The 14,158-nt window shown below is 66.2% G+C and carries 13 protein-coding genes; 8 read left to right on the plus strand and 5 right to left on the minus strand.

From position 1 onward, the window contains the following. Nucleotides 1–63: 63 nt before the first annotated feature. The 3 genes from AC3ITM_RS08185 to ykgO form a co-directional block, all read right to left on the minus strand. Complete coding sequence (locus AC3ITM_RS08185) at nucleotides 64–1,101, minus strand: agmatine deiminase family protein (protein ID WP_489269723.1); 1,038 nt, start codon at nucleotides 1,099–1,101, stop codon at nucleotides 64–66. Nucleotides 1,102–1,145: 44 nt separating this feature from the next. Then, nucleotides 1,146–1,472: a hypothetical protein gene (locus AC3ITM_RS08190; protein WP_489269724.1), complete on the minus strand. Its 327-nt coding sequence runs from the start codon at nucleotides 1,470–1,472 to the stop codon at nucleotides 1,146–1,148. A gap of 166 nt (nucleotides 1,473–1,638) precedes the next feature. Beyond that, nucleotides 1,639–1,764: a type B 50S ribosomal protein L36 gene (ykgO, locus tag AC3ITM_RS08195; RefSeq protein WP_017355593.1), complete on the minus strand. Its 126-nt coding sequence runs from the start codon at nucleotides 1,762–1,764 to the stop codon at nucleotides 1,639–1,641. A 194-nt stretch (nucleotides 1,765–1,958) separates the two neighbouring features. Between ykgO and cmk the strand changes: the two genes are divergently transcribed. From cmk to galU, 8 genes are all read left to right on the plus strand, one after another. Next, nucleotides 1,959–2,639, plus strand: coding sequence for a (d)CMP kinase (gene cmk, locus AC3ITM_RS08200; protein ID WP_489269725.1), 681 nt, complete (start codon nucleotides 1,959–1,961; stop codon nucleotides 2,637–2,639). A gap of 195 nt (nucleotides 2,640–2,834) precedes the next feature. Continuing rightward, nucleotides 2,835–4,520: a 30S ribosomal protein S1 gene (rpsA, locus tag AC3ITM_RS08205; protein WP_228885171.1), complete on the plus strand. Its 1,686-nt coding sequence runs from the start codon at nucleotides 2,835–2,837 to the stop codon at nucleotides 4,518–4,520. Between the two features lie 87 nt (nucleotides 4,521–4,607). After that, nucleotides 4,608–4,913: an integration host factor subunit beta gene (locus AC3ITM_RS08210; protein WP_017355596.1), complete on the plus strand. Its 306-nt coding sequence runs from the start codon at nucleotides 4,608–4,610 to the stop codon at nucleotides 4,911–4,913. Nucleotides 4,914–5,035: 122 nt separating this feature from the next. Further along, nucleotides 5,036–5,326, plus strand: a complete 291-nt coding sequence (locus AC3ITM_RS08215; protein WP_228885170.1) for a hypothetical protein — start codon at nucleotides 5,036–5,038, stop codon at nucleotides 5,324–5,326. Between the two features lie 6 nt (nucleotides 5,327–5,332). Further along, nucleotides 5,333–6,511 (plus strand): lipopolysaccharide assembly protein LapB, encoded by a 1,179-nt coding sequence (gene lapB, locus AC3ITM_RS08220; protein ID WP_489269726.1) that lies wholly within the window; start codon nucleotides 5,333–5,335, stop codon nucleotides 6,509–6,511. Between the two features lie 3 nt (nucleotides 6,512–6,514). Then, entirely contained in the window at nucleotides 6,515–7,501 is a 987-nt protein-coding gene (locus AC3ITM_RS08225; protein ID WP_489269727.1) for an MraY family glycosyltransferase, read from the plus strand. A gap of 4 nt (nucleotides 7,502–7,505) precedes the next feature. Further along, nucleotides 7,506–9,413, plus strand: coding sequence for a polysaccharide biosynthesis protein (locus AC3ITM_RS08230; RefSeq protein WP_489269728.1), 1,908 nt, complete (start codon nucleotides 7,506–7,508; stop codon nucleotides 9,411–9,413). After that, nucleotides 9,410–10,294 carry a UTP--glucose-1-phosphate uridylyltransferase GalU gene (galU, locus tag AC3ITM_RS08235; RefSeq protein WP_489269729.1) on the plus strand — a complete coding sequence of 295 codons (885 nt, stop codon included), beginning with the start codon at nucleotides 9,410–9,412 and terminating at the stop codon, nucleotides 10,292–10,294. The genes AC3ITM_RS08230 and galU overlap by 4 nt, the downstream gene beginning before the upstream one ends. A 169-nt stretch (nucleotides 10,295–10,463) precedes the next feature. Here galU and AC3ITM_RS08240 read toward each other — a convergent pair whose 3' ends face one another. Continuing rightward, on the minus strand, nucleotides 10,464–11,672 hold the full coding sequence (locus AC3ITM_RS08240) for an acetyl-CoA C-acyltransferase (protein WP_489269730.1): 1,209 nt from the start codon (nucleotides 11,670–11,672) through the stop codon (nucleotides 10,464–10,466). 90 nt (nucleotides 11,673–11,762) lie between these two features. Further along, entirely contained in the window at nucleotides 11,763–14,135 is a 2,373-nt protein-coding gene (locus AC3ITM_RS08245; protein ID WP_489269731.1) for a 3-hydroxyacyl-CoA dehydrogenase/enoyl-CoA hydratase family protein, read from the minus strand. Nucleotides 14,136–14,158 lie beyond the last annotated feature (23 nt).

Here is a 14,158-nt window from a genome sequence, read left to right on the forward strand (position 1 = left end):
TCCACCCGCGCGGAAGGTATGAAGAGCTTGGGCCACGACCGTTGGTCGTGGCCCAAGCCGGCGTCAGGCCAGCAACCCTTCCGGCAACTGCATGGTGATGCAGTGCAGGCTGCCGTTCTGCCAGATCAGCGAACGGCACGGTACCTGGACGATCTCGCGGCCCGGGTAGGCCTGGGCCAGCACGTCGCGCGCGGCGTCATCGGCGGCATCGCCGTAGGCCGGCATCAGCACGGCGCCGTTGAGGATCAGGTAGTTCGCGTACGACGCGGCCAGGCGGCGGCCCTGGTCGAGTACCGGGCGTGCCCACGGCAGCGGGAACAGCCGGTACGGCTGGCCCTCGGCGGTGCGCAGGGCGGCCAGCTCGTTGCCCATCGCCTGCAGTTCGGCGTAGTGCGAGTCGCCGGCGTCGTCGCAGGCCTGGTAGACGATGCTGTCCACCGAGGCGAAGCGGGCCAGGGTATCGATGTGGGCGTCGGTGTCGTCGCCCTCCAGGTAGCCGTGGTCCAGCCACAGCACGCGGTCCTGCGCCAGCCAGCCGGCCAGGTCGGCGCTGAGCGAGGCGCGGTCGCGCTCGGGATGGCGCTCATGCAGGCACTGCCAGGTGGTCAGCAGGGTGCCGGCGCCGTCGGTTTCGATGCCGCCGCCTTCCAGGGCGAACGGAATGCTCTGCACGTCGGCGCTGGCGGCGAACGCGCCGGCCTGGTGCAGCACGCTCACCAGCTTGTCATCCAGGCTGGCGTCGAACTTGCCGCCCCAGCCGGTGAAGCGGAAGTCGAGCAGGCGGAAGCCGCCGTCGGCGCGCTTGAGCGTGATCGGGCCCGAATCGCGCAGCCAGGTGTCGTCGTAGGGCGCGGTGATGAAATGCACCCGGTCGGTGTCGATCCGGTTGGAGCGCAGGCGCGCATCGGCATAGGCCTCCAGGTCATCGTCGGCGACGATGATCAGCACCGGCTGGAAGCGGGTGATGGCCGCCACCAGGGCGATGTAGGTTTCCTCCACCTCGCCCAGGCGCTCGGCCCAGTCGGTGTCGGCGTTGGGCCAGGCGATCAGGATGGCGGACTGGGTTTCCCATTCGGCCGGAAAGCGGAGCGTGTCGTTCATGGTCTCGGTGCGGTGACCCGCCGAGCAGCCGGCGGAGTGGAAGTTCAGCGGATCGGCGGCTTGGGGCCGACTTCGTTGGCGTCGGCCCGGTTGGCCACCACGTCGATCACCTTCTGCTTTTCGAAGTAGACGGTGAACTGCGGGTAGACCCAGCGGTGGATGGTCGGCCATTGGCGCTTCTGCCCGCCGCGCGGTTCCAGGCGTTCGCCCGGGTCGCCGTACTGCGCCTGGACCTGCTGCATGCTCTGGCCGCGGACGGGCAGGGCGATGGCGGGCTTTTCCTGGCTGCGGTCGATCAGCAGGGTATCGGCGTGGACGCTGGATGCCGCCAGCAGGGCAAGCAAGGGCAGGGTGGTCAGGTAACGCTTCATCTCGATCTACTCCCCAGTGGTCAAGAATGCGGAAGGTCTCACGACCGACGGTCGTGAGCTACCCGGCGATTACAACAAAAATGGCAGCAAAAAGCCGCCCGGAGGCGGCTTTTTGTTCATCGCCCGGTCCGTTGAAGGACCGGTGGCGGCCGCGAGGCCAGCCGGCTCAGCGCTGGCGAGCCTTGAAGCGCGGGTTCGACTTGCAGATCACGAAGATCTTGCCGCGGCGACGGACGACCTTGCAGTCACGGTGACGGGACTTGGCCGACTTCAGGGAAGACAGGACTTTCATTGCATACCTCGGCGTAAACGTTGGATTCGGTTGGAGCGCGGCCGCGATATGCAGATGACAATCGGCAGGTGACGCCCGTTCAAGCCCGCCATTCTACCGGCCTTTTCTCCATCCTTTCAAGTGGTTGCACCAAAAGGATCTCAGGCGGTGCTGAGCAGGGGCTAGAATGGGCGGTCCAACCCACTGGGAACCCCATGAACCAGCTTCCTCCCGTGCTCACCATCGACGGCCCGTCCGGGGCCGGAAAAGGTACCGTCAGCCGCATTGTCGCACGCCGTCTGGGCTGGCATTACCTCGATTCCGGCGCCCTGTACCGCGCCGTGGGGGTGGCCGCCAGCTGGGCCGATATCGACACGTCCGACGCCTCGGCGCTGGTTCGCTGCACCTTCGACACCCATGTGAAATTCGTTGAAACCGCCGATGGCGGGCTGCGGGTGCTGGTCAACGAGACCGACGCCACCGACGAACTGCGCCTGGAGACCACCGGCGCGCTGGCCTCGGCGATCGCCGCCATCCCCGAGGTCCGGGCCGCCCTGAAGGAGCGACAGCGCGCATTCAGGGTTCTGCCCGGCCTGGTCGCCGATGGCCGCGACATGGGCACGGTGATCTTCCCGGACGCCCCGTTCAAGGTGTTCCTGACCGCCAGTGCCCAGGAGCGTGCCGAGCGCCGGCATAAGCAGTTGAAAGACAAGGGGGTTTCTGTTAACTTTGAAGACCTCCTGCGCGAGATCATGGCCCGCGACGCCCGTGATGCACAGCGCACAGTGGCGCCCCTGAAGCCGGCAGACGATGCCGTCATCATCGACACCAGTGGCATCGGCATCGACGCAGTCGTTGCCAGCGTGTTGGATCTGCTCCCGGTTTCGGGTGCCTGATCCGTTGTACAGGAGCACCGTCGGTACAGTGGCGGTAGTCGCACCATCGCAAGGCAACAACAGCTCCGTCCCGCAATGATGCGTGGCGGTTTTCCTACTTAACACACGACCTGCGTTTCCGGGGTCGACCAACAGGCGGGCAGTAAGCGGTTCCCTGCGGGGGCCATTGCCCATGTGTCCAACAGAGTAAATCTAATGACCGAATCATTTGCCGAACTGTTCGAAGCCAGCCAGGCCAATCTGGCCAAGCTGAAGCCGGGTTCCATCGTCGTCGGCACCGTCGTGGAAGTCCGCGGCGATGTGGTGGTGATCAACGCCGGCCTGAAGTCCGAAGGCATCGTGCCGATCGAACAGTTCCGTAACGACGCTGGCGAAATCGACGTGGCCGTGGGCGACCAGGTCAAGGTTGCCCTCGACTCGATCGAGAACGGCTTCGGTGAGACCGTCCTGTCGCGCGAGAAGGCCAAGCGCGCGATGGTGTGGGACGAGCTGGAAGAAGCGTTGGAAAAGAACGAAACCATCACCGGCCGCATCAGCGGCAAGGTCAAGGGTGGTTTCACCGTGGACATCAAGGATGTCCGCGCGTTCCTGCCCGGTTCGCTGGTGGATGTGCGCCCGGTGCGCGACCCGGCCTACCTGGAAGGCAAGGAGCTGGAATTCAAGCTCATCAAGCTGGACCGCAAGCGTAACAACGTCGTGGTGTCGCGTCGTGCCGTCGTCGAAAGCGAGCATTCGGAAGAGCGCGAGCAGCTGATGGACAAGCTGCAGGAAGGCGCGATCCTGAAGGGTGTCGTCAAGAACCTGACCGATTACGGCGCATTCGTGGACCTGGGCGGTATCGACGGCCTGCTGCACATCACCGACATGGCCTGGAAGCGCGTGCGCCATCCGTCCGAAGTCGTGAACGTCGGCGACGAGCTGGACGTGCGCGTGCTGAAGTTCGACCGCGAGCGCAACCGCGTTTCGCTGGGCCTGAAGCAGCTGGGCGAGGATCCGTGGGACAACATCGCCCGTCGTTACCCGGCCAACAGCCGCGTCTTCGGCAAGGTCTCCAACGTCACCGATTACGGCGCATTCGTCGAGATCGAGCCGGGCGTGGAAGGCCTGGTGCACGTGTCGGAAATGGATTGGACCAACAAGAACGTCAACCCGTCCAAGGTTGTGCAGGTCGGTGACGAAGTTGAAGTCATGGTCCTGGACGTGGACGAGGAGCGTCGCCGCATCTCGCTGGGCATGAAGCAGGTTGCCGCCAATCCGTGGGAAACCTTCGCTGCCATCCACAAGAAGGGCGACAAGGTGTCGGGCCAGATCAAGTCGATCACCGACTTTGGCATCTTCATCGGCCTGGACGGCGGTATCGATGGCCTGGTGCACCTGTCGGACATCAGCTGGAATACCACCGGCGAAGACGTGGTCCGCAACTTCAAGAAGGGCGACAACCTGGACGCCGTCGTCCTGGCCGTCGATCCGGAGCGCGAGCGCATCAGCCTGGGCGTCAAGCAGCTGGAGCAGGATCCGTTCGGCCAGTACATGGCTGCCAACCCGAAGGGTTCCAAGGTCGAAGGCGTGGTCAAGGAAGTGGACGCCAAGGGCGCAACCATCGAACTGGCTGACGGCATCGAAGGCTACGTGGCCGCTCGCGATGTTGCGAACGAGCGCGTCGACGACGCGACCCAGTTCCTGAAGGTCGGCGACAAGGTCGAAGCCAAGTTCGTGGGCATGGATCGCAAGGGTCGTACCCTGCAGCTGTCGATCAAGGCCAAGGACGACGCGGAAATGCGCGAAGTGCTGGAGGAATACCAGTCCTCTTCGGCGTCCAGCGGCACCACCCAGCTCGGCGCGCTGCTGCGTGCACAGCTGAACGGCAACAAGTCCGAGTAATCGGCCTGACGCTGTAGTCGTTTCCTGGGCGGCCCGGACATCAGTCCGGGCCGTTTCAGGGTCTGAGTTCCTCCCCAAGAGCCCGCAATGACCAAATCCGAGCTGATCGAAATCCTGGCGCGCCGACAGGCGCATTTGAAGTCGGACGATGTCGATCTGGCCGTGAAATCGTTGCTGGAAATGATGGGTGGGGCGCTGGCCGGCGGGGATCGCATCGAGATCCGCGGGTTCGGCAGTTTTTCGTTGCACTACCGGCCGCCGCGGCTGGGGCGCAACCCCAAGACCGGGGAATCGGTCGCATTGCCGGGCAAGCATGTCCCGCACTTCAAGCCGGGCAAGGAACTGCGCGAGCGCGTCAGCGCCGTGGTGCCGCTGGAAAGCGATCCTGCCTGAGCGTCCGCATCCGCATGGGCGGATGCATGGCGTGCCCGCCGGGCATGCTGGTAGAGCGGACTATTCGTCCGCTACTCTTTTATTCCGCTACTCTTAAAGCCTCCCGGAACTGGAGCTGCTGCATGAAAGTCGTACGTCTGCTCATCCTGCTGGCGGTTCTGGTCGCCGGGCTCATCATCGGTGCGCTCAACTCGGACAAGATGGTCCTGAGTCTGGGCTTCACCCAAATCACCACTACCACCGGCCTGGCGATCATTGTCGCGCTGTTGTCCGGTGCCATCATCGGCGGCGGCATCGTGCTGGCCAGCCTGGTGATTCCGTTGTACGCGAAGCTGCGCAGGGCGCAGAAGGCAACCCCGGCCGTGGTCGTGGCGCCGGCTTCCACTTCTTCTTCCCCTCTCGACGGGCGCTGAGCACCGATGGAATTTGTCTCCGAGTGGTTCTGGTTCTTCCTGTTCCTTCCCCTGGCCGCGTTGTCGGGTTGGGTGATCGGGCGCCGCGGCGGGCAACGCCATGGCGACAACCAGGTCAGTCGCCTGTCCAGCACCTATTTTCGCGGCCTGAACTACCTGCTCAACGAGCAGCCGGACAAGGCGATCGAGCTGTTCCTGCATATCGCCGAGCTGGACAAGGAGACCTTCGAGACCCAGGTCGCGCTGGGCCATCTGTTCCGCCGCCGTGGCGAGGTGGACCGTGCGATCCGCCTGCACCAGGGCCTGGTCAACCGGGCCGACCTCACCGATGCCCAGCGCGTGCAGGCGCTGCTGGCGCTGGGGGAGGACTATATGAAGTCCGGCCTGCTGGACCGCGCCGAAACCGTGTTCACCGAGCTTGCCCAGATCGACCAGCGCGCCCCGCAGGCGCTCAAGCACCTGATCGGCATCTACCAGGCAGAACGTGACTGGGAAAAGGCGATCGACAACGCCAGCCGTTACGAGGAAGTCACCGGCGAGCCGATGGGCAAGCTGATCGGGCAGTTCGAGTGCGAGCTGGCCGAACGCTACCGCGGCGCCGGCAAGATCGACGAGGCCAGGGCCGCGATCGCGCGCGCCTACCAGGCCGATGCGATGTCGGTCCGCGCCGGCATCATCGAGGGCCGCCTGGAAGCCGATGCCGGCAACGCCGAGGCCGCGGTGCGCGCCTTCGAGCGCGCCGCGCGCAACGATCCCGAATACCTGCCCGAAGTACTGCAGGCGTTGATGCAGAACTACCGCAAGGTCGGCGACCTGGGTGGCGCGCGTGCATTCCTGTCGGAAATGACCGAGCACTACCGCGGCATCGCCCCGGTGCTGGCGCTGACCCAGCTGATGGAAGAGCAGGAAGGCGTGGCCCCGGCGCGCGCCTACCTGGGCCGCCAGCTCAAGGACCGCCCTTCGGTACGTGGCGAGTCGGCGCTGATCGACCTGACCCTGGCCGAGGGCGCCGATGCCACCGCGACCCTGCACGATCTCAAGCACATCACCGACCAGTTGCTGGTGCGCAACCCGGCCTACCGCTGCACCCGTTGCGGGTTCGGCGCCCGCACCCATCATTGGCAATGCCCGAGCTGCAAGGAGTGGGGCACCGTCAAGCCGCTGCTGAACTACGCGGTGCTTTAAGCCATGCCGGCTGCCTGGATGGTCGGATGGCTGGCGGTGCTGGCGATCTCGGCGCTGCTTACCTGGGGCGCGCGCCGCTACGCGCTGCGCCGCAACCTGCTCGACCAGCCCGGCGCGCGCCGTAGCCACGGCGTGGCCACCCCGCGCGGCGGCGGCATCGCCATCGTGCTGACCCTGCTGCTGGCCGGCCTGGCCGCAGCGGTGCTGTGGCCGGGAGCGCGCATGGCGCTGCTGGTGTCCGGCCTGGGCCTGGTGCTGGTGGCCGGGATCGGCTGGTGGGACGACCATCGGCCGTTGCCGGCGGTGCGTCGGCTGCTGGTCCACGTGGTGGCCGCCGCCTTGCTGGCGGGCCTGGTCTGGCAGGCCAGCGGCAATCCCTGGCAGGCCCTGCTGGCGCTGTTGTTCACGACCTCGCTGATCAACATCTGGAACTTCATGGATGGCATCAATGGCATCGCCACCACCCAGGCGATCCTGGCCGGGGTCGCCTTCGCCCTGGTGATGCCTCCGCCCTTTGCCCTGGCCGGCATCGTGCTGGCCCTGGCCTGCCTGGGTTTCCTGCCGTTCAACTACCCGCGGGCGCGGATCTTCATGGGCGATGTCGGCAGTGGCGCGCTGGGCTATGCCATCGCCGCGCTGGTGTGCCTGGCCAGCGTGAGTACCGATATCCATTGGCTGCTGCTGCTGGTGCCGCTGTCGGCTTTTCTTGTGGACGCCGGCTTCACACTGCTGTCGCGCATGCTGTCCGGGCAACGATGGATGGAGCCCCACACCCAGCATCTGTACCAGCGCGCCGTCAAACGTGGCGCCGGCCACACTTTGGTTACCGCGCTCTATTTTGTTTTTGGTCTATTCAGTATTACAGTGTTTAATGCATGCAACGATTTGCAGCCGAGGTGGGAGGCTGCCGTGGCCGTGTCGTGGTTGACCCTGACGACCGGTCTTTGGCTACTCCTGCGCAAGGGAATGCGCAACCAGAAGGATTGTTAGTTTTATGACGCCTTGGCAGGACCGTTTCACCAGTATGTTGCCCCGTGCCGCCATTGTGGCCCACGACCTGTTCATGGTCTGGGCGTGCTGGCAGCTGTTGCATGCCGGCCGCTATTCGATGCTGGCCGATGCCCCCTCGCTTCCGCTGTGGAACGTCGATACCTCGCTGGTGCTGGTGATCCAGGCGGTGGTGTTCTGGCGGGTGGGCCTGTACCGCGGCCTGTGGCGTTTTGCCAGCGTGGCCGACCTGCTCAACATCTTCAAGGCCAGTTTCATCGGCCTGCTCGCCATCGTGATGGTGCTGGCCTACAAGCGTTTCAACGGCGTGCCGATGTCGGTGCTGGTGATCTATCCGTTCGCGCTGTCGGCGCTGCTGGGCGCGCCGCGCCTGCTGTACCGCGCATGGAAGGACTACCAGTCGCTGCAATCGGACGCCACCGCGCGGCGGGTACTGATCCTGGGCGCCGGCCAGGCCGGCGAGGCGCTGGTCCGCGACCTGCGCCGCTCGGGCGATTTCGAACCGGTCGGCCTGCTCGACGACGCCCCGCACCTGCAGGGCGCCAAGCTGCAGGGCTTGCCGATCCTGGGCACGCTGGACGATGCCCAGGCGGTGGTCCGCGAGACCGCCGCCAAGCTGCTGGTGATCGCCATCCCGTCGCTGGACGCGGTGGGCATGCAGCGGGTGGTGGCGATCTGCGAAAGCACCGGGGTGCCGTTCCGCATGGTGCCCAAGCTCAATGACGTGCTGCTGGGCCACTCGCTGCCGGGCGAGCTCAAGGAAGTGGCGATCGAGGACCTGCTCGGACGCAAGCCGATCCTGCCGGACTGGTCGCTGATCCGCGGCTGGCTGGGCGGGCGCACGGTGCTGGTCACCGGTGCAGGCGGCTCGATCGGTTCGGAGCTGTGCCGCCAGTGCGCGCGCCACGGCGCCGGCCGGATCATCCTGCTGGAAATGAGCGAGCTGCTGCTGCTGACCATCGAGGCCGAGCTGACCCGCAGCTTCCCGGACCTGGACGTGCAGGCGGTGCTGGGCGACTGCGGCGACCCGGCGGTGATCCGCCACGCGCTGTCGCTGTCCAGCGTCGATGCGGTGTTCCATGCCGCCGCCTACAAGCAGGTACCGGTGCTGGAGCGCCAACTGCGCGAAGCGGTGCGCAACAACATCCTGTCCACCGAAACGGTGGCGCGTGCCTGCGTGGAAGCGCGGATCGAGCATTTCGTGTTCATCTCCACCGACAAGGCGGTCGACCCGGTCAATGCGCTGGGCGCAAGCAAGCGCTACGCCGAGATGATCTGCCAGAGCCTGGACCAGAAAACCAGCCATACCCGTTTTGTGACCGTGCGCTTCGGCAACGTGCTGGCCTCGGCCGGCAGCGTGGTGCCGGTGTTCCGCGAGCAGATCCTCAAGGGCGGCCCGGTCACGGTGACCGACCCGGAAGTGACCCGTTACTTCATGACCATTCCCGAGGCCTGCCAGCTGATCCTGCAGGCGGCCGCCTCGGCCTCGCACGGGGCGATCTACACCCTGGACATGGGCGAGCCGGTGCCGATCCGGGTCCTGGCCGAGCAGATGATCCGCCTGGCCGGCAAGCAGCCGTACAAGGACATCGCGATCATCTACACCGGCCTGCGCCCGGGCGAGAAGCTGCACGAGACCCTGTTCTATTCGGACGAGGACTACCGGCCGACCGCGCACCCCAAGATCCTCGAGGCAGGCGTGCGCACCTTCGCCCGCGAGCAGGTGCTGGGCAATGTGCCGCGCCTGCGCGAAGCGATCGCCACCTACGACACCGACGCGATCAACAGCATCCTGTTCGCGACCATGCCGGAGTTTTCGCCGCTGCAACAGGACGATCACGTCGCATCGGCTAAAGTGCTTCCCTTTCCGGCACGAGAGGCCAACAGGCTGTGACGAACAAGCGTATCCGCAAGGCGGTTTTCCCGGTGGCGGGACTGGGTACCCGGTTCCTTCCCGCGACCAAGACGGTACCCAAGGAAATGCTGCCGATCATCGACCGGCCGCTGATCCAGTACGCCGTCGACGAAGCGATCGAGGCTGGCTGCGACACCCTGATCTTCATCACCAACCGCTACAAGCACGCGGTGGCCGATTATTTCGACAAGGCCTACGAGCTGGAGCAGAAGCTCGAGCGCGCCGGCAAGCTGGAGCAGCTGGAGCTGGTGCGGCATGTGCTGCCCCATGGCGTGCGCGCGATCTTCGTCACCCAGGCCGAGGCACTGGGGCTGGGCCATGCGGTGCTGTGCGCCAAGGCGATCGTCGGTGACGAACCGTTCGCGGTGCTGCTGCCGGACGATCTGATCTGGAACCGCGGCGACGGTGCGCTCAAGCAGATGGCCGATGCCAACCAGGCCAGCGGCGCCAGCATCATCGCGGTGGAAGACGTGCCGCACGACAAGACCGGCAGCTACGGCATCGTGGCCACCGACGCGTTCGACGGCCGCCAGGGCCGGATCAGCGCCATCGTCGAGAAGCCCAAGCCCGAAGACGCCCCTAGCGACCTGGCCGTGGTCGGGCGCTACGTGCTCAGCCCGAAGATCTTCGACCTGCTGGAGGCCACCGGTACCGGTGCCGGCGGGGAGATCCAGCTGACCGACGCCATCGCCGAGCTGCTCAACAGCGAACGCGTGGATGCCTACCGTTTCGAAGGCACCCGGTTCGACTGCGGCACCCACCTGGGGCTGGTCGAGGCCACCATCCGCTTTGCGTTGAACAACGAGATGCTGGCCGGGCCGGCGCGCGAAATGCTGAAGAAGGCACTCGCCGAAGGTTGATCGCAAGGCGATCAACCGGTAGGTACCGACCGTTGGTCGGTATGCACCCCAACGAAAAGGGCAGCCTCGCGGCTGCCCTTCTGCGTTTGGTCCGGTTGGCCGCATCGACCAACGGTCGATGCCTACCGACGCGGTCGGTGCCGGCCTGGGGCCGGCACCGGTCGCTGCATCACAGCGATTCGAAGATGCCCGCCGCGCCCATGCCGGTGCCGATGCACATGGTGACCATGCCGTACTTCTGCTGGCGGCGGCGCAGGCCGTGCAGCAGGGTGGCGGTGCGGATCGCGCCGGTGGCGCCCAGCGGGTGGCCCAGGGCGATCGCGCCGCCCAGCGGGTTGACCTTGGACGGGTCCAGGCCGCAATCGCGGATCACCGCCAGCGACTGCGCGGCGAAGGCTTCGTTGAGCTCGATCCAGTCCAGCTGGTCCTGGGTCAGGCCGGCCTGCTTGAGCGCCTTGGGGATCGCGGCGATCGGGCCGATGCCCATCACTTCCGGGCGCACGCCGGCCACCGAGAAGCTGACGAAGCGGGCCAGCGGGGTCAGGCCGTAATCCTTGATCGCCTGCGCGGAGGCCAGCAGCACAGCACCGGCGCCGTCGCTCATCTGCGAGGAGTTGCCGGCGGTGACGGTGCCGCCGAACTGGCCGTTGCGGAACACCGGGCGCAGCTTGGCCAGGCCTTCGGCGGACGAATCCAGGCGCGGGCCTTCGTCGGTATCGACGATCTTGTCGCGGGTGATGATGCGGCGGCCGTCGGCCAGGTCCGGCTGGCGGGTCCGCACGTCGTAGGGGCTGATCTCGTCCTTGAACTCGCCGTTCTGGATCGCGGCGATGGCCTTCTGGTGCGAGGCCAGGGCGAAGGCGTCCTGCTCTTCGCGCGAGACCTTCCATTCCTCGGCGACCTTCTCGGCGGTGATGCCCATGCCGTAGGCGATGGCGACATGGTCGTTGTCGAACACGCTCGGCGCCATCGCGATCTTGTTGCCCATCATCGGCACCATCGACATCGACTCGGTGCCGCCAGCCAGCATCAGGTCGGCGTTGCCCAGCCGGATCTGGTCGGCGGCCATCGCCACGGCCTGCAGGCCCGAGGAGCAGAAGCGGTTGACCGTCTGCGCGGCGATGGTGTCCGGCAGGCCGGCCAGCAGCACGCCGATGCGGGCCACGTTCATGCCTTGCTCGGCTTCGGGCATCGCGCAGCCGATGATCGCGTCATCGATGCGGTTGACGTCGATACCCGGGGCCTGGGCGACCACGGCGCGGAGCACATGGGCGAGCATGTCGTCGGGGCGGGTATTGCGGAACACGCCCTTGGGCGCCTTGCCGACCGGGGTGCGGGTGGCGGCGACGATGTAGGCGTCCTGGATTTGCTTGGTCATTGCAGTGATCTCTTGAATGTGGGGACAGGTGTGCCGACCAACGGTCGGCACCTACCGGGCGCGGACGGGGCCGTCGCGCCCGGCGCGCCATCAATTACGCAGCGGCTTGCCGGTCTTGAGCATGTGCGCGATGCGGGCCTGGGTCTTTTCCTGCTGGGCCAGTTCGACGAAGTGCTTGCGCTCCAGGGTCAGCAGCCACTCTTCGTCCACCAGCGTGCCGCGGTCCACTTCGCCACCGCACAGCACGGTGGCGATGCGCACGGCGATCTCGTAGTCGTACGGGCTGATGAAGCGGCCTTCGAGCATGTTGACCAGCATCATCTTGAAGGTGGCGATGCCGACGTCGCCGGCGACCTGGATGCGGCGGGCCGGCATCGGCGGACGGTAGCCGCCTTCGGCCAGCGCCAGCACTTCGGCCTTGGCGATGTGCAGCGCTTCGAAGCTGTTGAACACGACCTTGTCAGTGGCGCGCATCAGGCCCAGTTCCTTGGCGTTGACCGCCGAGTTGGAGACCTTGGCCATGGCCACGGTTTCGAAGGTCTTCTTCAGCTCGGCGAACACGTCGCCGCCCGGACCGGCCGCCTGCGAGGCGCGCACGGCCAGCTCCTTCAGGCCACCACCGGCCGGCAGCAGGCCGACGCCGGCTTCGACCAGGCCGATGTAGCTTTCCAGCGCGGCCACGCTCTTGGCGCTGTGCATCTGGAACTCGCAGCCGCCGCCCAGGGCCAGGCCGCGCACGGCGGTCACCACCGGTACCAGCGCATACTTGATCGCCTGGCTGGTGCGCTGGAAGTTGTGCACCATCTCCTCGAACTGGTCGACCTTGCCGGCCTGCAGCAGGCCCAGCGCGCCGGCCAGATCGGCACCGGCGGAGAAGGGCTCCTTCTGCTGCCAGATCACCAGGCCCTTGTAATCCTGCTCGGCGCGCTTGATCGCTTCCTGCAGGCCGTTGAGCACGTGGTCGGAGACGGTGTTCATCTTGGTCTTGAAGCTGACCACCGCGATGCCGTCGCCGTCGTGCCACATGCGCACGCCGTCGTTCTCGAACACGGTCTCGCCCGGGGCGAACTTCTCGCCCAGCAGCGGGTCGGGGAAGCGCTGGCGCTGGTACACCGGCAGCGCCGAACGCGGCAGCTTGGCGTTGCGCGACGGGCTGTAGCTGCCTTCGGCGGCGTGCACGCCATCGCGGCCATCGAACACCCAATCGGGCAGCGGGGCGTTGCTCATGCTCTTGCCGGCCACGATGTCATCGGCGATCCACTGCGCCACCTGCTTCCAGCCTGCGGCCTGCCAGGTTTCGAACGGGCCCAGCGACCAGCCGTAGCCCCAGCGGATGGCCAGGTCGACGTCGCGCGCGGTCTCGGCGATGTCGGCCAGGTGGTAGGCGCTGTAGTGGAACAGGTCGCGGAAGGTCGCCCACAGGAACTGCGCCTGCGGGTGCTGGCTCTCGCGCAGCTTGGCGAACTTCTCGGCCGGGTTCTTGATCTTCAGGATCTCGACCACTTCCGGTGCGGCGGCGCGGTCAGCCGCACGGTAGTCCTGCTTTTCCAGATCCAGCACCACGATGTCCTTGCCGACCTTGCGGAAAATGCCGGCGCCGGTCTTCTGGCCCAGGGCGCCCTTGGCAATCAGCGCATCCAGCCACTTGGGCGACTTGAAGAATTCATGCCACGGATCGTTGGGCAGGGTGTCGCCCATGGTCTTGATCACGTGCGCCATGGTGTCCAGGCCGACCACGTCGGAGGTGCGGTAGGTGGCCGACTTCGGGCGGCCGACCAGCGGGCCGGTCAGGCCGTCCACTTCGTCAAAGCCCAGGCCGAATTCCTGGGTGTGGTGGATGGTGGACAGGATCGAGAACACGCCGATGCGGTTGCCGATGAAGTTCGGGGTGTCCTTGGCGTACACCACGCCCTTGCCCAGGGTGGTGACCAGGAACGCTTCCAGGCCTTCCAGCACGGCGGCATCGGTGGTGGTGGCCGGGATCAGCTCGGCCAGGTGCATGTAGCGCGGCGGGTTGAAGAAGTGCACGCCGCAGAAGCGGTGGCGCAGCTGTTCGGGCAGCACGTCGGCGAGCTTGTTGATGCCCAGGCCGGAGGTGTTGGAGGCCAGCACGGCGTGATCGGCCACGAACGGGGCGATCTTCTTGTACAGGTCCTGCTTCCAGTCCATCCGTTCGGCGATGGCTTCGATGATCAGGTCGCAGTCGCGCAGCTGCTCCAGGCCGGTCTCATAGTTGGCCGGCGTGATCGCCTCGGCGTAGGACTTGCTGGCCAGCGGGGCAGGGCTGAGCTTGCCCAGGTTGGCGATGGCCTTGAGCACAATGCCGTCGGCCGGGCCTTCCTTGGCAGGCAGGTCGAACAGCACGGTGTCGACGCCGGCGTTGGTCAGGTGGGCGGCGATCTGGGCACCCATGACGCCGGCACCCAGCACGGCGGCGCGGCGGACTAGCAGGGAATTGGACATGTCGATAAGCCTTTGGTTGTCTG

The organism is Stenotrophomonas sp. KH_029 (genome assembly GCF_057839765.1).

Excerpts from the sequence above, each read along its gene's own strand:
- AC3ITM_RS08185 (WP_489269723.1), bottom strand. The coding sequence starts at position 1,101 with ATGAACGACACGCTCCGCTTTCCGGCCGAATGGGAAACCCAGTCCGCC.
- AC3ITM_RS08190 (WP_489269724.1), bottom strand. The coding sequence starts at position 1,472 with ATGAAGCGTTACCTGACCACCCTGCCCTTGCTTGCCCTGCTGGCGGCA.
- ykgO (WP_017355593.1), bottom strand. The coding sequence starts at position 1,764 with ATGAAAGTCCTGTCTTCCCTGAAGTCGGCCAAGTCCCGTCACCGTGAC.
- cmk (WP_489269725.1), top strand. The coding sequence starts at position 1,959 with ATGAACCAGCTTCCTCCCGTGCTCACCATCGACGGCCCGTCCGGGGCC.
- rpsA (WP_228885171.1), top strand. The coding sequence starts at position 2,835 with ATGACCGAATCATTTGCCGAACTGTTCGAAGCCAGCCAGGCCAATCTG.
- AC3ITM_RS08210 (WP_017355596.1), top strand. The coding sequence starts at position 4,608 with ATGACCAAATCCGAGCTGATCGAAATCCTGGCGCGCCGACAGGCGCAT.
- AC3ITM_RS08215 (WP_228885170.1), top strand. The coding sequence starts at position 5,036 with ATGAAAGTCGTACGTCTGCTCATCCTGCTGGCGGTTCTGGTCGCCGGG.
- lapB (WP_489269726.1), top strand. The coding sequence starts at position 5,333 with ATGGAATTTGTCTCCGAGTGGTTCTGGTTCTTCCTGTTCCTTCCCCTG.
- AC3ITM_RS08225 (WP_489269727.1), top strand. The coding sequence starts at position 6,515 with ATGCCGGCTGCCTGGATGGTCGGATGGCTGGCGGTGCTGGCGATCTCG.
- AC3ITM_RS08230 (WP_489269728.1), top strand. The coding sequence starts at position 7,506 with ATGACGCCTTGGCAGGACCGTTTCACCAGTATGTTGCCCCGTGCCGCC.
- AC3ITM_RS08240 (WP_489269730.1), bottom strand. The coding sequence starts at position 11,672 with ATGACCAAGCAAATCCAGGACGCCTACATCGTCGCCGCCACCCGCACC.
- AC3ITM_RS08245 (WP_489269731.1), bottom strand. The coding sequence starts at position 14,135 with ATGTCCAATTCCCTGCTAGTCCGCCGCGCCGCCGTGCTGGGTGCCGGC.